Source organism: Allobaculum fili, from assembly GCF_020969955.1.
GTDB lineage: Bacteria > Bacillota_I > Bacilli_A > Erysipelotrichales > Erysipelotrichaceae > Allobaculum > Allobaculum fili.
The window spans coordinates 109,161-126,779 of sequence record NZ_JAHDSX010000001.1; the positions used below are offsets into that span (position 1 = coordinate 109,161).

Here is a 17,619-nt window from a genome sequence, read left to right on the forward strand (position 1 = left end):
GCATTTTTTCAGAAAGAGAAACAAATCGGTTTCAATGGATTGAATTCGAAAATGGAATGGGTAGAATACGGAATATCAAATCAGTGATCGGAAATAGTACCTGCAGAAAGGTCCAAAGAGAGCTTCGGCCTGGTGAAACGAAGCGTCCGGAATGCAGCGAACGTGCCCGTGAGTGGAACCGCGACAGAAATCGAGCTGTTCCCGCGACCCGGCGTTATGGGAGAGTGTCCTCTTCAAGAAAGAGGGAAGACAGGTGGTACCGCGATCCTTATCGTCCTTTCATTCGAAAGGACGTTTTTTTTGGAAGGGGCGATTTCATGCAGGAAGACCGACGATGCCTGAATTCAGGCCGGCGAAAGGCTGACACACACTGAGAAACAGCCATTCGCCGCATACATACGCACAGCTTAGAACAAGATCCGAAACGAAAAATCCATACATACATAAACGTTTAAATCTGCTGGATCTTCTTCTCATTCTTTCTCAGACCATTCAAAAGCGAAAGCGAACAAGGAGAAAAATCATGAGCAACCTGCATAACGAAAACAAAACGTATAAGAAAATCGTCCTCGCCTATTCCGGCGGTCTGGATACTTCCGTTCTGATCCCCTGGCTGAAAGAACATTACGGCAACTGCGAAGTCATCGCGGTATCCGGCAACGTCGGACAGGGCGGCGAACTCGACGGCCTCGAAGAAAAAGCGCTCAAGACCGGCGCCTCCAAACTGTATATTGAAGATCTGACCGACACCTTTGTAGACGACTACATCGTACCGTCCCTCAAAGCCGGCGCGAGCTACGAACAGTACTTGCTGGGAACGTCTTTCGCAAGACCGATCATCGCCAAACGGATTGTGGAAATCGCCAAAGCCGAAGGCGCCGATGCCATCTGCCACGGCTGTACCGGTAAAGGAAACGACCAGGTTCGGTTTGAACTGGCCATCAAGGCGTTCGCTCCGGAAATCGATATTATCGCTCCATGGCGGTTCTGGGATCTGAACAGCCGGGAAAAGGAAATCGCCTACGCCGAAGCGCATAACATTCCTCTGAAAATCAGCAAGGAAACCAACTACTCCAAAGATAAAAACCTCTGGCATCTGTCCCATGAAGGTCTGGACCTCGAAGATCCGGCCAACGAAGCTCCAATCAACAAACCCGGCTTCCTCGAAATGGGTGTATCCCCCGAAATGGCTCCGGATACGCCGACCAATGTCACCATCCATTTTGAAAAAGGCGTACCGACCGCTCTGGATGGCGAAGAAATGAGCGCCAAGGACATCATCCTCAAGCTCAACGAAATCGGCGGCGCCAACGGCATCGGCATTCTCGATATCGTTGAAAACCGTCTGGTCGGCATGAAATCGAGAGGCGTATACGAAACGCCGGGCGGATCCATTCTGTATAAAGCCCACGACAAGCTCGAGGAAATCACCCTCGACAAAAACACCAAGCATTTCAAGGAAATCGTCGCGCAGAAATTCGGCGAACTCGTCTACGACGGCCTCTGGTTCACCCCGCTGCGCAAAGCGCTGAGCGCCTTCGTCGATTCCACGCAGGAAACCGTAACCGGCGACGTTACGCTCAAACTCTACAAAGGTAACATGATTCCGGTATCAGTAACATCCCCGTATTCCCTCTATAACGCAGGCATGGCCACCTTCGATGAAGATGACTGCTACGACCAGAGCGATTCCGCCGGCTTCATCAACCTCTTCGGTCTGCCGATCGCGGTAAGAGCCATCAACGACAAGCAGCTCGCAAAGGAAACTGGAGAACATTTCTCCAGTGTGGAATAAATGAGTAAGCTCTGGGCGGGTCGGATCTCCAAGGAAACCGACGCGGACGCCAACGACTTCAACAGTTCCATTTCTTTTGATTCCCGGCTGTATCCCCAGGACATTCTTGGAAGCCTGGTGCACAGCTGCATGCTCGAAAAACAGGGCATTCTCACGTACGAGGAAAAGCAGGACATTCATCACGGCCTGCTCGATCTTCTCAACAAAATGAACAGCGGTCAGGTGGAATTTTCCAGCCAGTATGAAGACATTCACACATGCGTGGAACAGCTGCTGACGGCCGCCATCGGCGACACCGGCAAAAAGCTCCACACCGGACGCAGCCGCAACGATCAGGTCGCACTCGACATGCGTCTGTATGTTGTCTCCAAAGCCGAAGAAATTCACGACACGCTGCTCAATCTGATTTCGGTTCTGGCCGATCTGGCCGCCGAATACGCCGATACGCTCGTACCCGGCTATACCCATCTTCAAAGAGCGCAGCCCATCACCTTCGGGCACACGCTCATGGCCTACGCCAACATGTTCCGCCGCGACGCGCTCCGTCTGGAAAACGCGCTGGACGTCATGGACGAATGTCCGCTGGGCGCCGGCGCTCTGGCTGGAACGACGTTCCCGCTCGATCGGGAATTTACCGCCGCACATCTTGGCTTTTCCAAGCCGATGTCCAACTCGATCGACGCGGTCAGCGACAGGGACTTCTGCATTGAATTTTTAAGCGATCTTTCCATCCTCATGATGCACATGAGCCGTCTGAGCGAAGAAATGATTCTCTGGAGCTCCTGGGAATTCAAATTCATCGAACTCGACGACGCCTATTCCACCGGCAGCTCGATCATGCCCCAGAAGAAAAATCCGGACATGTGCGAACTGATCCGCGGCAAAACCGGCCGGGTTTACGGCGATCTGATCGGTCTGCTCACGGTCATGAAAGGTCTGCCCCTCGCCTATAACAAGGACATGCAGGAAGACAAGGAAGCCGTCTTTGACGCCGTTGATACCGTCGAGATGTGCCTGAAAGTTCTGCCTGGCATGTTAAAGACGATGCGCGTACGCAAGGACAAGATGAAACAGGCCGCCAGTGCCGGATTCATCAACGCAACGGAATGCGCTGACTACCTCGCCAAAAAAGGCATGCCCTTCCGGGATGCCTACAAACTGACCGGTACGCTCGTCGCTGACTGCATCGACAAGGGCCTTACCCTCGATCAGGTCAGCCCCGACGATCTCGAAAAGCTCTGCGATCTGTTTGACGAAGACTTTTATCAGGCGATCGATCTCGACAAGGCTGTAGCCGATCGGAAAGTGTACGGCGGTCCGTGCAAGGAAAACGTGCTCGACCAGTCCGCCAAAGCCAAGGAATTTGTCGCCGCGCACAAAACGTCCAAAGTCAGAACTTCGAAATAATTCCAGACCGAGCGAAAGCCGTCAAAGGAAAAAGACGCGCTTCTTCTGGAAAGGAAATGTTTACGCCAGACCGCCGCGCCAGTAGGAAACTTGTCGCGGCGGTCGACGTTTCCGATGATTTTTCCTCTCCATCCAACCGCTGCGTGCCGCCTGTCTTTCGATATCTTTCCATATATATCGGAAGCAGAAAGAAGGATATAGAAGGATATAGATATAAAGGATACAGAAGGATATAGATATATAGGAAGAACAGGGAAGAGCTCGAACGCCTGGCAGAAAAGAGTCCGGACAGGCAGGATTCCATCCCCGCAAATTCACCTGAAAAGTGCAGGAAAAACGGGAAAAAGACAGCCCATACAGAACCGGTGAAATCCCGCAAAACAGGAATATATATGTCTCCTTTGAAAAAGCGGATGTTCACAAAATGCATAGGCCGGTATTCTGAGCAGGGAAAAAGATAAAAAACAGTACGTGTATGAAAAAACCAAAAATTTACATCGATGGCCAGGCCGGAACGACCGGGCTGCAGATTAAGGAGCGGATTTTAAACCGCGACGATCTGGAACTGCTGACCATCGCCGAAGACAAACGAAAAGATCCCGGCGAACGCCGGCGTCTGATGGAAAAAGCCGATCTGGTCTTTCTCTGCCTGCCCGATGCGGCAGCGATCGAAGCCGTTTCGCTGATGGAAGGACTCGATACCCGAATCATTGACGCCTCCACCGCGCATCGCACTTCGCCCGACTGGGCGTACGGCTTTCCGGAACTTTCGGCCGCGCATAAAGCAGCCATTCAGAGCGCGCAGAAAGTGGCCAATCCCGGATGCCACGCCAGCGGCTTTATCGCTCTGGTTTATCCGCTCGCCAGATCCGGACTGCTCAATCTGGACAGTCAGCTGAAGTCCTTTTCGCTGACCGGCTACAGCGGCGGCGGAAAATCGATGATCGCCGCTTACGAAAACGAAAAAGAAGACGAAATGAACAGCCCGAAGCCCTACGCTTTAGGACTTGCCCATAAGCACATTCCAGAAATGAAAGCCGTCTGCGGTCTGCAGCAGACCCCGCTTTTTGTACCGATCGTCGATGACTATGAAAAAGGCATGCTCACCCAGGTCTTTCTCGGCAAGGACGATCTGACCAAATCTGTCAGTCTGCAGGAACTGCTCGATCTGTATAAAAACTGGTACGGCGATTCCCAGATTCAGGTCGGCGATCCGCAAGGCGCGCTGTTCTCGAATACGCTGGCCGGAAAAGACGGCATGGAAATTTTTGTCAACGGATCTTCGGAAACCGGCTATGTGCTCAGCGCCCGCTTTGACAACCTCGGCAAGGGGGCGAGCGGTGCCGCGGTTCAGAACATGAACCTCATGCTTGGCCTGGACGAATACAAAGGCCTGCATCTTTAAGAAAAACGCGAAATCCGATACGGATTTCGTTTCCATATATTTCCAGATACTGGAGAACTGCGAAGAAGGGATAAACATGAAGGAAAGTCGCAAAGGAATTACCGCAGCCGCGGGATTTCAGACCGGCGCAATTCACTGCGGGCTGCGCAATAATCCGCAGAAAAAGGAACTCGCGCTGATCGTGTCCGAAACCCCGTGCACAGCTGCGGCGGTTTACACCACCAATCAGGTGAAAGCCGCGCCGCTGCTGCTCAACATGCAGCATCTGGCCAGCGGAACGGCACAGGCCATTACCGTCAACTCGGGCAATGCCAACGCCTGTGCGCAAAACGGTGCCGAAAACGCGCTGCGTCAGGCCCAGGCCGCTGCTGCAAAACTCGGTCTGAAAACCGAAGACGTTCTGGTCGCTTCGACCGGCGTCATCGGCGTCGAACTGCCGATCGAAAAAATTGAAGCCGGTACCGAAAAAATCGTGCTGGGCTATGACTCTACCGACAGCGCGAAAGCGATCATGACGACCGATACCCGCGTGAAGGAATACGCGGTGGAATTTGAACTCGACGGAAAAACCGTCTATTTAGGCGGCATCGCCAAAGGATCCGGAATGATCCATCCCAATATGGGAACGATGTTATGCTTCCTGACCAGCGACGCAAAGATCGCTTCGCCTATGCTGGACAAAGCGCTGCATGATGTGGTGAAAAAGACGTTTAACCGGATCAGCGTCGATGGCGACACGTCCACCAACGACATGTGCATCGTTCTGGCTAACGGCATGGCCGGCAATGCCGAAATTACCGAAGAAAATGAAGACTACGCGATCTTCAAGCAGGCGCTCTTTGACGTCATGCAGAAGCTGGCGATCGCGATCGCCAAGGACGGCGAAGGCGCCAGCCGCCTGATTACGGTCGAAGTCAGAACCGCAAAAACCGAAGAGCAGGCCGAAACGCTCGCCCGTTCGGTGGCCTGCAGTTCGCTGCTCAAAGCCGCCATGTTTGGCAAGGACGCCAACTGGGGCCGCGTGATCTGTGCCATGGGCTACTCCAAAGCGCAGTTTGATCCGTCTCTTGTCAGCATTTCCTTCGCGTCGAAAAACGGCGAAATTCTGGTCTGCGAAAACGGCAAGGGCCTTGATTTTGACGAAGACAAGGCGCTTCACATTCTTGAACCCGATGAGATCGTCATTCTGATCGATCTGCACGAAGGAAAAGAGAGCGCGACGTGCTGGGGATGCGATCTCACGTACGAATACGTACACATCAATGGAGACTACCGCTCATGATGAGCGCGCAGATCCGCGCCGCCATTCTTTCGGAAGCCCTGCCGTACTTAAAGGAATACAACGGCGAAATTGTGGTGGTGAAATACGGCGGCAACGCCATGATTGACGAAGAACTCAAAAAGGCCGTCATTCAGGATGTGCTCATGCTGCACCTGGTCGGCATTCATGTGGTTCTCGTTCATGGCGGCGGACCGGAAATTTCAAAAATGTTAAAGAAAACCGGCATCGAATCCCGCTTTGTCAACGGGCTTCGATATACCGGCGAAGATACGATGGGCATCGTGCAGATGGTCCTTTGCGGCAAGGTGAACAAGGATCTCGTTTCCCTGCTCGAAGGCAAGGGAATCGGTCTTGGCGGCATGGACGGCAATCTGTTTCAGGCCGTTCCGCTCGACCGGGATGAATACGGCTATGTCGGGGAAATCAAAGCCGTCAACAGTCAGATCGTCCGTGATCTCATTCACGGCGGCTACATCCCCGTCATTTCCTCGGTGGCTGCCGGTCTGAACGATCTCAACAGCTACAACATCAACGCGGACACCGCCGCCAGCTGTCTGGCCGGCGCACTCCATGCCAAAAAGCTGATTTTACTGACCGACATTTCCGGTCTGCTGGCGGATCCCAGCGATCCGGACAGCCTCATTCCGGCCCTGAAAGTTTCGCAGGTGCCGGCAATGCTGGCAACCGGCGCGGTTTCGGGCGGCATGATTCCGAAAGTGGACTGCTGCGTGGAAGCCGTACGGCAGGGGGTTCAGCGCGCCAGCATTATCGACGGCCGCATTCCCCATTCCATTTTGATTGAACTGCTGACCAACGAAGGCATCGGAACGATGTTCTCCCAGGAAGAGGTGTAAAGATGAGCGATACCCAGACCATCATCGAAACAGAATCGACCCATTTCATGAATACGTACGGCCGCTTTCCCATCGTGCTCGACCACGGCGAAGGCTGCCTTCTCTACGATCTTGACCAGAACGAGTACCTCGATCTGAATTCCGGCATCGGCGTCAACTGCCTCGGCCACAATCATCCCGCACTCGTAAAAGCCATTGCCAATCAGGCGGGAACCCTGATGCAGGCCAGCAACCTGTACTATACAAAGCCGCTCGTCGACGCCGGACAGAAGCTCGTTAAGCTTTCCGGCCTGAAGAAAGTCTTCTTCGCCAACAGCGGTGCGGAAGCCAATGAAGGCGTCATCAAGACCGCCCGCAAGTACAGCATCGATACATACGGCGATCCAAAGCGTGTACAGATCATTACGCTGAACAATTCCTTTCACGGACGCACGATCGCCACGCTCGAAGCGACCGGTCAGGATAAATTTCACCAGAACTTCTACCCGTTTACCGCCGGCTTCAAATACGTCGACGCCAACGATCTGGCGGCGATGGAAGACGCCATGGACGACACGGTATGCGCCGTGCTGATGGAACTCGTTCAGGGCGAAAGCGGCGTTCGCCCGCTCGATGCCGGCTACGTCAAAGCTGTCGAAGCGTTATGCAAGGAAAAAGATATCCTGCTGATCATTGATGAAATCCAGACCGGCGTCGGCCGTACGGGAACCTTCTTCTCGTATGAGCAGTATGGCATTCAGCCTGATCTTGTCTCGTGCGCCAAAGGCCTTGGCGGCGGCGTGCCGACCGGCGCGTTTCTTGCCGGCGAAAAAGCCGCCGATATTTTGCAGCCCGGCGATCATGGAACGACCTTTGGCGGAAACGCACTGGCCATGGCTGCAGCCAACGTGGTCCTCGACCAGGTCGGCGATTCCGCATTTTTAGCCGATGTGAAACGCAAGGGCGATAAATTCATGCAGGCCATTTCAGCGATCGATTCCGATCACATTCAGGACGTGCGCGGCATGGGACTGATGATCGGCATTGAAGTCGGACCCGAAGCCATTGCCGACGATCTTGCGAAACTTCGTGAAAAAGGCCTTCTCGCTTTAAAAGCCGGCGCAGGAACCATCCGCCTGCTGCCGCCGCTCATTATTTCGGATGAACAGATTGACCAAGCCGTCAACGTGATGAAAGAGGTACTCGCATGAACCATCTGTTAAAACTCCAGGACTTATCCGCTGAAGAAATCGTTCGGATCCTCGATCTGGCCGACCAGCTCAAATACGAAAAGAAACACGGCATTGAACATCCTTACTTAAAAGGAAAAGCCGTCGGACTCATTTTCCAGAAATCGTCCACAAGAACCCGCGTTTCCTTTGAAACCGGCGTCCATCAGCTCGGCGGACAGGCGCTGTTCCTGTCTTCCAACGACTTGCAGATCGGACGCGGCGAACCGGTACAGGATACAGCCCGCGTGCTTTCCCGCTATCTCGACGGTATCATGATTCGTACGTACGAGCAGAAAGAAGTCGAAGATCTGGCTGAATATGGATCCATCCCCATTATTAACGGTCTGACCGACTACTGCCATCCTTGCCAGGTGCTCGCCGATCTGATGACGATCCGCGAAAAGTTCGGCAAGTTTGAAGGCCTGAAAATGGCGTACATCGGCGACGGCAACAACATGGCCAACTCGCTGATCGTCGGCGGTCTGAAGATGGGCATGGACGTCGCGTGCGCTTCGCCTAAAGGCCATCAGCCCGATCCAGCCGTTCTGGAATTCGCGAAGGAATTCCCGGGCAAGTTTACGCTGACTGAAGATCCAAAAGAAGCCGTCAAGGACGCGGATGTCGTCTTTACCGACACCTGGGCGTCGATGGGCATGGAAGCCGAAAAGGAAGAGCGCATGAAGCTGTTCCAGGGCTATCAGGTCAACGACGAACTGCTCGAACTCGCCAAGAGTCCGGTTATGATCCAGCACTGCCTGCCGGCGTACCGCGGTCAGGAAATTACCGAAAAAGTTTTCGAAGAACACGCGGACGAAATCTTTGAAGAAGCCGAAAACCGTCTCCATGCGCAGAAAGCCGTCATGGTTCTGCTCATGAAAGACGAATAGGCTGCCGGCTTTCGAATCGGTACAAACCGCAGATTTCCTTTACAAACCGCGAAACGATACGCGATTTCAGCAGAACACCCATACTTGTACTGCCGCTGCGCGATCCATATCCACAGGCTTTCGCTTTTGCCGGATGAATCGACTCCATACTCCTTTCCAGACGCCTTTCTGGCCGCTTTGGTTTTAAAACGGATTTCCCGGCAAAACACAAAGTCAGGTACCCCAAAAGGTTTTCCGCATGTCTTTACCCTGGACATGCAGAAAACCTTTTTTCGCTGGATCCGTTTTCCCGAAGAACGAGGCAAAAACAGGGGAGGGACGCGAAAAAAAGGGACAGAATGCCCGCTTCAGGACTACGCTGAACGCGGGAGAATTTCGTGAAGACGTGAAACGCGAAACGCGCAAAGAAGAAAAATGAAGAAAAAAAGAGGAGGCGCAAAAAATGATGAAGGCAGAAAAGCATACAGACGAGATCCGAATGATTTTCTTTGATATTGACGGCACGCTGATCGACATGAATACGAAGGTGATCAGCCCCCGCACCGTTGAAGCGCTTTGCCTGCTCCAAAAGGAAGGCGTTCGTATCGCCATCTGTAGGGGCCGCTCGCCCATGCAGATTCCAAAGTTTGAAGGCGTAGAGTTTGATGCCCTGCTTTCTTTTAACGGCTCTTACGCGACCGATCGGGACGGTCAGGTCATCTGTTCCTCGCCGCTCGATCCCGATGATGTGGAAACAATTCTGGCCAATACGCAGGCTATTGGACGCCCCGCTGCGCTGGCGACAACCGAAGAAATTATGGCCAACGGCACCGACCAGGATCTGAGCGATTACTACGCCATCAGCAAAGCCCGTCTGATTCCCGATCCGGACTTTGACAAACACCGTAAAGGCAAGTGTGTCTATCAGATCATGACGGGCGGACGCAAGGACGAATACGACTCCATTATGAAAAACACGAAAAACGCCAGAGTGATGGCGTGGTGGGACCGGGCGATCGACATCATTCCGGCAAGCGGCGGAAAAGGCGTCGGCGTCCAGAAGGCGCTCGATCATTACGGTCTGACCAGAGAACAGGCGGCTGCCTTTGGCGACGGGGACAATGACCGGCTGATGCTGGAAGCCGTAGGACTTGGCGTCGCCATGGCTAACGGCTCTCCCTCGCTTAAAGTGATTGCGGAGGATATCTGTCCGAGCGTGGAAGAAGACGGCATTTACCAGTACTGCGTCGCACAGGGCTGGATCCATCCGGAAACCGGGGATGCCAAAGTCTGATCCGACCGGCTCTGTTTTCACTCTGCGTTATTAAGAACAGACGAAGAAAAACCAAAACGCATCCGGATTGTAAAAATCTGGATGCGTCGTTCTTTTCCGTGGTGAAGAAGAAACAGATCCCCTGAAGTAAGAAAAAAGTCAGATTTGGATCCGTCCTATACGTCGATTTCGCGATCCTGCAGGCTCTGGAGGGCGGCTTTCTCCTGGTCAAAACGAAGAACGCCTTCCAGGATGTATTCCATCAGATGCTGCTGGTCTTCGTCGAGCCGGCTGATCAGCAGCAGAAGCGTCTGACTGCGTCCGGATTTACCCGCGCCGGTCAGCAGAAAATCACAGGAGACGCCAAAAGCCTCGCTGAGTTTAATCAGCGTTTTCAGCGAAGGGGAAGAGAGCCCCCGCTCCAGATTGGAAATATACTGGGTATTGACGCCGATAATATCCCCCAGAGCTTCCTGGGTATAGCCTTTTTTCTTTCGACACTCGTAGATCCTTTTGCCAATTTCAATGCTGAGTTCATCTTTTTCTTTTTTCATAAAATCAACCCGTATAAACCGCGCCGAGCCGAACAGATGAAGGATCGCATAGCCGTCTCGATTAACTGGAAGCGCATGATGATTCCATTGTAATTAGCATAAGATGAATAAAACACAACCCAGAAGTGGATAAAAACTAGAACTATAAGAATTAGATTCTCCTTTAATGCGTTGCGTTTTCAACCTTTTTGGATGGTTCTGTGTCCGCTGGCAGGTTCCCGGACGGAACAGCAGTCCGGCTGCTGAAAAGCGTGAATTCAGAATTCAGAAAAAAGCCGGATTCTCTTCATTGAAAAACAAAGAGGATCCGGCTTTGTAATGCGGGGGATTTTCCTGGAAAAGGGGGCAAAAGCGATGGGGGAGAGAAGGTCGGTGTTTGAAATCGAAGCTTCGCTTCAGTCTTTGGCCGCAAAAATCGCCTTGCGAATTTCCAGAAGAAGGAGAACCAGGCTGACGCCCAGAACAATGTGGCCGATACCGGCAATGCCGGAAATGGCGGCGCTTGCGCCGTGTGAGAGCGGCGTGCTGAACACCTGGAGTGTGCCGCGCACCAGCATCATAATTTCGGTCAGAATCAGACCGAGGTTGTAGGCAAGAATGATGTGATCGGTCTTCTTTGTCGTAAAGGCGAAGTTCTTTTCCAGCAGGACGAGAAACAGGAACATCGCCATCCCTAACATAAAGAAATGGGGATGGACGACGGAAAGCATCGTCTTGCCGGTATAGCCGACAAACTTGGGCAGTTCGCGGAAATAGACACCGCCGACCATGGCCAGAAGCGCATAGACCAGAGCGGTATTCATGTACTTTTTCATGGATTGTTTCATACTCGCGTTTTCCTTTCTTCGCTTTACGCGTTTAAGCCGAGGCTTTCTGGGATTTCTTCATCGCGCTATAGCCGATCAGAACGGTCCAGACATACGCGCATGTCTTCGGGATCATTAACATGCCGATCGCTGGAACTTTCGAGGCGAACAGTACAACGGGAATGTAGAAGGCAAAACTCAGAACGATCGTCAGCCACATCCATTTAAACGCCTTGTCCTTGGCGGCTTTGGCACTGCGATAAAACAGAACGATCATGAGCAGACCGAGCAGCGCGAACGGGATGTTGCGGTAAATGCCCCAGGAGAGCGGCTCATGCGTGGATGTCCACGCGTTTTGGGGGAAGAGGCAGAGCGCAATCCGAATGATGGCCAGACACCAGACGATAATCGTCAGGTTCTGCGTATGTTTTGGGTGATAGCGCTCCTTCCAGACGGAATAAAGCAATACGTAAAAAATGGTCATCGTAATGGATGTGATGAGCTTTCCGATGCCCAGCGCGGCGGTGTAGTGATCCAGACCGGTGGTACAGAGAGCGACCATACGCGGAACGAGATGGAACGCGTCGCCGCATCCCAGAATAACGGCCATCCATCCAAAGAGACGGTATTGTTTCACACCCTTGCAATCGCGAATCATTAAAATGCCGAGGGTGATGACGGTAAACAGATAAACCACATCAAACAGGGTTTCCAGAATAGCCTGCATAGTAAGACTCCTTTCACGATCAGACTTTCCAGAACTAAATGTACGCTATGTAAGCGGCAGAGAAGATCGATGCGCCCAGATAATGTGAACAATGTTCACTTTTGACAAAAAAATTGTTCTGAGGCAGGAAGGCCTCAGAACAGAAGCCGGTCGGCGGCGGTCAGAATCAGGGAAGGATCGTAGTTTTCCTCAACAATGGAAGCCAGAAGCAGGGAAAACAGAATCTGCGCTGCCTGTTCCGACGAGAACGCAGGGTCGAATCGGTTTGCGGAAATAGAGGGGTCCTTTTCGATCGTCTGCGTGATCGTACGGACGATCTGCTTCCAGGTCCTTCGCATGAAGACGGAGCTTTCCTGCCGTTCGTTGCTGGCGATCAGGCGGGCGTGCATGGTCGCAAAGCCTGGATACGTATGAAAGACGTCTTCCATCTGCGCATACCATTGCTTCAGCAGGGCCTTCAAGTCGTTCTGTTTCAGAAAGCCTTCAGGTAAATGGAAAATTTCCTTCCATATGCTGATGACGGTGGCGCTGACCAGATCGCTTTTCGAAGGAAAGTAATGGTAAAGACAGCCGACCGAAACCTGGCAGGCGCTCGAAACGTTCCGAATGTTTAAATCGTTCCAGCCCTGTGTCGAAGCCATACGACGACACGTTTTCAGAATTTCTTCCTTGGACGTTGCAGCGGGTTTCATTGCACTCTCTCCTTTCCTTTTGCTTTTCGGATCTCGTTTCTGGTCTCTCTCGGATCTCATTCGCGGTCGTATCCCTGGCGTAAGCCAGTCAGGCGGGAGATCTCCAGTTACTGTGATTATAAAACAGGAAAAAAGCGAAACGCATCTCGATCGAGACACGCTTCGCTCTGGCTTTTTTCAATACACGAAAAGATACAGAAGCAGATCGAGCAGAACGGCCGCCAGTACGCTGACGATAACGGGCTTTTTACGATAGGCGCAGAGCACGGCGATCGCGCCGCCGCCCACCCCGATCAGAATGTGCTTTGGATCTGTCTCCAAAATTCCGGGAAAGATCAGCGAAGCCATGACCGTATACGGCAGCAGCTGCAAAAAGATTTTGCCTTTGGAAGAAAAATGAATTTTCGAGACGAGCAGAGCCGGCACGAGACGCGGAATCATCGTGGAGAGCGAAAGCAGAACGGTCAGCAGGAAGAAATTCATACGTCTTCCTCCTTTACAAAGAGCAGACCGATCAGCGCGCCGGCCAGCGAACCGATGACAATATTCCATCTGCCCTCAATATAGACGCTCGCCAGCCAGGAAAAGAGCGCCGCCGCAAGAACCGGAATCCAGAGACGGGCATGCTTTTGCAAGGAAGGCGTCAGCAGCGCCAGAAACATCGCCGGCATGGCGATGGCGAACGCCGCGGTTAAGACGGGCGGGAAAAAGGCGCAGAGTACGGCGCCCAGCGCGGTTCCGACCCACCAGGAAAACCAGGCGCCAAAGGCCAGACCGCCAAAAAAGGCCGGCGTGATTTTCGAATGATCCTGCGTTGTAAACATGGCGAACACTTCGTCGGTCACACCGAGCGAAAGCACACAGCGCAGCCACAGCGGCGCTGTTTTCAGATCTTCCATGACGACCATGCTCATGATGATATGGCGCAGATTCATGACGAAAACGGAAATGACAATCGTCCAGAGCCCCGCGTTCTGTGCCAGCATCGACGCCGTCGTCATCTGTCCCGCGCCCGTATAGACGAACAGGGACAGTGACAGCGTCTGCCAGAAATTCATGCCTGCCGTCTGCGCCATGCCCGCGTAGGCGATGGCAACTGGAATATACCCCAGCATAATCGGCACGCTGGCCAGAAAGCCCGCTCGAAACGCGCCTTTGGACTTCGCGGCCGATGCCGGCTGGTTCTGGCATGCAGATGTCCTCTGGAGCTGTTCAGCCTCTTTGGATTCCTTCATGAAACTATCCTTTCTTTCCAATCGATCGCCTTTTATCGAGCGCCGTCTGGGCTTGTCTTGATCTGGCGATCCGGTTTTCTTTCTTATTCATTTCGCTTATTCTTTCCGATGTCACGCCAGCTTGAAAACCGTATGAAAGCGCGGAAAAAAATGAAAAATTTGTGGAATAGAAAAAAGATATGACATGTTTCCCGACCTGCTCAATTGGGAGGCGTCATATCTTTTCCTTTGGAAGAATTTTGATTTGAGATTGTCTGGTTCTAAAGCCTTTTTAATTCAATCGGGCACTCTGACGCGCGTCTTCTTTGGCTTCTTCTACCCATTTGGCCAGCTCTTCATCGGTCGCCAGAACGTAATGCGTTCCGTCGATGTGCTGCTTCTTGCCTTTGGTGTAGTCGACGCCCATCGCGTCGGCATCGTAGGTGAGCGCCACGCGTTTCTTTTCGATGACCGGGTTTGGTTCCGGGTTGGCGGAAAGAAGGGAGCGGGTGTACGGATGAACTGGATGCGTGAAGATTTCATCCGTTGTACCGGTTTCGACCAGATGGCCCTTATGCATAACGCCGATGCGGTCGGAAATGTATTTGACCATGCTCAGGTCGTGGGCGATGAACAGGAACGCCGTGTTGGTTTCCTTCTGAATTTTTTTCATCAGGTTGACGACCTGCGCCTGAATGGATACATCGAGCGCGGAAATCGCTTCGTCGGCGATGATCAGCTTCGGGTCCATGATCAGCGCGCGGGCAATCCCGATACGCTGACGCTGTCCGCCGGAGAACTGGTGCGGATAGCGGTTAGCGTGTTCCTTGGACAGGCCGACGAGCTCGAGAATGTCGTAGACTTTCTGGTCGCGCTCTTCCTTCGTGTTGTACAGATGATGGATATCGAGGCCTTCCGCGATGATATCGAGAACTTTTTCACGCGGGTTGAGGCAGGCCATTGGGTCCTGGAAAATCATCTGCATGTTCGTATGGAGAAATTTCTCATCTTCATGCGACATCTTGCCGGATACGTCGCGGCCGCAGAACGTGATTTTTCCGGACGTCGGACGATACAGGCGAATGATCGAACGGCCGGTTGTGGATTTTCCGGAACCGGATTCGCCCACCAGACCGTACGTTTCGCCCTCATCGATCCAGAAGTCGATGCCGTCTACCGCCTTGACGGTAAAGGAACGGCTGACTTTGAAGTGCTGCTTGAGGTTTTCTACTTCAAGAATTCGATTGGCCATTATGCAGAAACCTCCTCTTCTTTACGTTCTGTTTCTTTGTTTTCAGCTACAGGTTCCTCTTTCGTTCCGAACGGTTTTTTCGGCGCGGTTACGGTATAGCCAGCAGCTTTGCGCATGCGCTCAAGACGTTCCCTGAGTTCAGGCGGCATCTGTACGTCCGGCGCCTTCGGGGCCAGAAGCCAGGTGGCGGCGGAGTGGGTATTGGTAATGCGGAACATCGGCGGATCGATTTCTTCGTCGATTTTGAGTGCGAAGCGGTTGCGCGGGGCGAATGCGTCGCCCTTGATTTCGTACAGCAGGTTGGGCGGCGTACCCGGAATGGTGTACAGCTCGTCGCCGGATGTATCCATATCCGGCATGGACGCCAGAAGGCCCCATGTGTACGGATGACGCGGATCGTAGAAGATCTCGTTGATCGTACCTTTTTCGACGATCTTGCCGGCGTACATGACGTTGACGTAGTCGGCAACTTTGGCGACAACGCCGAGGTCGTGGGTGATGTAAATAACGGACAGATCCTTCTTTTTCTGGATGTCCTTGATCAGCTCCAGAATCTTGGCCTGAATCGTAACGTCCAGCGCGGTCGTCGGTTCATCGCAGATCAGAACTTCCGGGTCACAGGAGAGCGCGATAGCGATAACCACACGCTGACGCATGCCGCCGGACAGCTGGTGCGGATAGTTTTTCATGCGCTTTTCCGGATCGTTGATGCCGACCAGACGCAGCAGTTCGACCGCACGGTCCCACGCCTGTTTTTTCGGCATATTGTAATGGTAGCGCATGGCTTCCATGACCTGCTTGCCGATGGTCATCGTCGGGTCGAGCGAAGTCAGCGGATCCTGGAACACCATCGCAATGCGGCGGCCGCGGATCTGCGACTGAATGAATTTCGGGGAAGACTGAACGATATCGACCGTTTTCTTTTCTTCCGGTCTGGGGTAGCCGTCCGGAATGCGGCCATTGTATTTGGTCTGAATTTCCGCGATTCTCTCAGGCGGGAATTCGTAGTACGTGTATTCAATCGATCCGTTCTGGATTTTTCCGTTGCCGGCCAGAATGCCCATGACGGCTTTGGTCGTAACACTCTTTCCGGAACCGGATTCGCCGACGATGGCGATCGTTTCGCCGCGGTGCAGATCGAGATTTACGCCGCGTACCGCGTTGACGGTACCGTTGTCGGTAGTAAAGGCGATATCGAGATCGCGGATTTTAAGAATGCGTTCTTTCTCTTTCATCTCTACATCTCCTTCATTTTCGGGTCGAAGGCATCGCGCAGACCGTCAGCCAGCAGGTTGAAGGAAAGCATCAGAATACCGAGGATAACAACAGGAATAATGACCATGTACGGCGTAACCAGAATGGATTTGAAGCCGTCGTTGATCAGCGAACCCAGCGAAGCCTGCGGGGCAGGAACGCCAAGACCGACCATGGCGAGGAACGCTTCGTAGAAGATCGCGTTAGGAATGGAGAACATCGCCATGATGATGATCTGGCCAAAGATGTTCGGCAGAATTTTTTTGAAAATAATGAAGAATCCGCTCGCGCCCAGCGTCTTGGAAGCCAGAATGAATTCTTCTTCCTTGATCTTAAGCACCTGCGCACGGGTGACACGGGCCATGCCGATCCACTCGGTCAGAATCAGGGCGACGATGATCGTATACAGACCCGGCTTCATGATGAGCAGAAGCAGCGTCAGAATAACGAGCGTCGGAATGGAGTTCACGATTTCCTGGAAGCGCTGCATGATCGAATCGACCAGACCGCCAAAGTAGCCGGAAATCATACCGTAAATAATGCCGATGAAGACGTTGACGAGAACCGCGGTTCCGGCAACGAACAGGGAAATGCGGCAGCCTTCCCAGCAGCGAACCCACAGGTCGCGGCCGAGAACGTCGGTACCAAAATAGTGGTAGACGTTGGCGTATTCGCCGACGTACTGTCGAATGCCGCCCTGGCCGTTGAACCAGCCGATCCATTCCAGACCCGGAATGCGCGGGGCCATGGACTGTTCCGCGGTATTTACGGCGTCAAAGCTGTAATGCGAAAGCATCGGGCAGGCAAACGAAAGAATAAGGAAAACAACAATGATGGCACCGCCGATGAGCGCGCCCTTGTTGGATTTAAAACGAACCCATACGTCGTGCATGAAGGAGGAACTTGGCGTGACCTCGTCATGATCCAGACGCGTCGGGATGTCGATCAGCTCGTAGTCCTGATCGAGAACGCGATAGCCCTCGAGAAATTCATCGAGCTGTTTCTGACTGGAAATTTCAGCACGCAT

18 protein-coding genes and 1 other annotated feature are annotated in these 17,619 nt (G+C 53.0%); of the genes, 8 read left to right on the forward strand and 10 right to left on the reverse strand.

Annotated elements, in window-relative coordinates; translation table 11 throughout:
* Positions 1 to 74: 74 nt before the first annotated feature.
* Positions 75 to 282, forward strand: a binding site (T-box leader).
* Between the two features lie 241 nt (positions 283 to 523).
* A complete protein-coding gene (locus tag Afil_RS00420; RefSeq protein WP_230266552.1) occupies positions 524 to 1,795 on the forward strand; it encodes an argininosuccinate synthase in 1,272 nt (423 codons plus the stop codon).
* Positions 1,796 to 3,202 carry an argininosuccinate lyase gene (argH, locus tag Afil_RS00425; protein ID WP_230266553.1) on the forward strand — a complete coding sequence of 469 codons (1,407 nt, stop codon included), beginning with the start codon at positions 1,796 to 1,798 and terminating at the stop codon, positions 3,200 to 3,202.
* On the opposite strand, the gene Afil_RS00430 is transcribed toward argH, so the two are convergent.
* Positions 3,186 to 3,632 (reverse strand): hypothetical protein, encoded by a 447-nt coding sequence (locus Afil_RS00430; protein WP_230266554.1) that lies wholly within the window; start codon positions 3,630 to 3,632, stop codon positions 3,186 to 3,188. The genes argH and Afil_RS00430 overlap by 17 nt on opposite strands.
* Before the next feature lie 45 nt (positions 3,633 to 3,677).
* Here Afil_RS00430 and argC point away from each other — a divergent pair, with 45 nt between their 5' ends.
* The 6 genes from argC to Afil_RS00460 all read left to right on the forward strand — a co-directional run bounded on the left by argC (position 3,678) and on the right by Afil_RS00460 (position 10,114).
* Positions 3,678 to 4,607, forward strand: a complete 930-nt coding sequence (gene argC, locus Afil_RS00435; protein ID WP_230266555.1) for an N-acetyl-gamma-glutamyl-phosphate reductase — start codon at positions 3,678 to 3,680, stop codon at positions 4,605 to 4,607.
* Positions 4,608 to 4,683: 76 nt separating this feature from the next.
* A complete protein-coding gene (gene argJ / locus Afil_RS00440) occupies positions 4,684 to 5,889 on the forward strand; it encodes a bifunctional glutamate N-acetyltransferase/amino-acid acetyltransferase ArgJ (protein WP_230266556.1) in 1,206 nt (401 codons plus the stop codon).
* Entirely contained in the window at positions 5,886 to 6,743 is an 858-nt protein-coding gene (gene argB, locus Afil_RS00445) for an acetylglutamate kinase (RefSeq protein WP_230266557.1), read from the forward strand. The genes argJ and argB overlap by 4 nt, the downstream gene beginning before the upstream one ends.
* Before the next feature lie 2 nt (positions 6,744 to 6,745).
* Complete coding sequence (locus Afil_RS00450; RefSeq protein WP_230266558.1) at positions 6,746 to 7,933, forward strand: aspartate aminotransferase family protein; 1,188 nt, start codon at positions 6,746 to 6,748, stop codon at positions 7,931 to 7,933.
* Positions 7,930 to 8,841, forward strand: a complete 912-nt coding sequence (gene argF, locus Afil_RS00455) for an ornithine carbamoyltransferase (protein WP_230266559.1) — start codon at positions 7,930 to 7,932, stop codon at positions 8,839 to 8,841. The genes Afil_RS00450 and argF overlap by 4 nt, the downstream gene beginning before the upstream one ends.
* A 442-nt stretch (positions 8,842 to 9,283) precedes the next feature.
* Positions 9,284 to 10,114 carry an HAD family hydrolase gene (locus tag Afil_RS00460; RefSeq protein ID WP_230266560.1) on the forward strand — a complete coding sequence of 277 codons (831 nt, stop codon included), beginning with the start codon at positions 9,284 to 9,286 and terminating at the stop codon, positions 10,112 to 10,114.
* A gap of 155 nt (positions 10,115 to 10,269) precedes the next feature.
* On the opposite strand, the gene Afil_RS00465 is transcribed toward Afil_RS00460, so the two are convergent.
* The 9 genes from Afil_RS00465 to Afil_RS00505 form a co-directional block, all read right to left on the reverse strand.
* Entirely contained in the window at positions 10,270 to 10,647 is a 378-nt protein-coding gene (locus Afil_RS00465; RefSeq protein WP_230266561.1) for a helix-turn-helix domain-containing protein, read from the reverse strand.
* Positions 10,648 to 11,042: 395 nt separating this feature from the next.
* The gene (locus Afil_RS00470; RefSeq protein ID WP_230266562.1) at positions 11,043 to 11,474 is read right to left on the reverse strand and encodes a DUF2871 domain-containing protein; all 432 of its coding nucleotides are present in this window, start codon (positions 11,472 to 11,474) and stop codon (positions 11,043 to 11,045) included.
* Between the two features lie 31 nt (positions 11,475 to 11,505).
* Entirely contained in the window at positions 11,506 to 12,180 is a 675-nt protein-coding gene (locus Afil_RS00475) for a hypothetical protein (protein WP_230266563.1), read from the reverse strand.
* Between the two features lie 134 nt (positions 12,181 to 12,314).
* On the reverse strand, positions 12,315 to 12,872 hold the full coding sequence (locus tag Afil_RS00480; protein WP_230266564.1) for a TetR/AcrR family transcriptional regulator: 558 nt from the start codon (positions 12,870 to 12,872) through the stop codon (positions 12,315 to 12,317).
* Positions 12,873 to 13,049: 177 nt separating this feature from the next.
* Positions 13,050 to 13,355, reverse strand: a complete 306-nt coding sequence (locus Afil_RS00485; protein WP_230266565.1) for an AzlD domain-containing protein — start codon at positions 13,353 to 13,355, stop codon at positions 13,050 to 13,052.
* The gene (locus Afil_RS00490) at positions 13,352 to 14,107 is read right to left on the reverse strand and encodes an AzlC family ABC transporter permease (RefSeq protein WP_230266566.1); all 756 of its coding nucleotides are present in this window, start codon (positions 14,105 to 14,107) and stop codon (positions 13,352 to 13,354) included. Before Afil_RS00490 ends, Afil_RS00485 begins: the two co-directional genes overlap by 4 nt.
* A 271-nt stretch (positions 14,108 to 14,378) precedes the next feature.
* Positions 14,379 to 15,338 carry an ABC transporter ATP-binding protein gene (locus tag Afil_RS00495; RefSeq protein WP_230266567.1) on the reverse strand — a complete coding sequence of 320 codons (960 nt, stop codon included), beginning with the start codon at positions 15,336 to 15,338 and terminating at the stop codon, positions 14,379 to 14,381.
* Positions 15,338 to 16,573 carry an ABC transporter ATP-binding protein gene (locus tag Afil_RS00500; RefSeq protein WP_304504421.1) on the reverse strand — a complete coding sequence of 412 codons (1,236 nt, stop codon included), beginning with the start codon at positions 16,571 to 16,573 and terminating at the stop codon, positions 15,338 to 15,340. The genes Afil_RS00495 and Afil_RS00500 overlap by 1 nt, the downstream gene beginning before the upstream one ends.
* A 2-nt stretch (positions 16,574 to 16,575) precedes the next feature.
* Positions 16,576 to 17,619, reverse strand: a complete 1,044-nt coding sequence (locus Afil_RS00505; protein WP_230266568.1) for an ABC transporter permease — start codon at positions 17,617 to 17,619, stop codon at positions 16,576 to 16,578.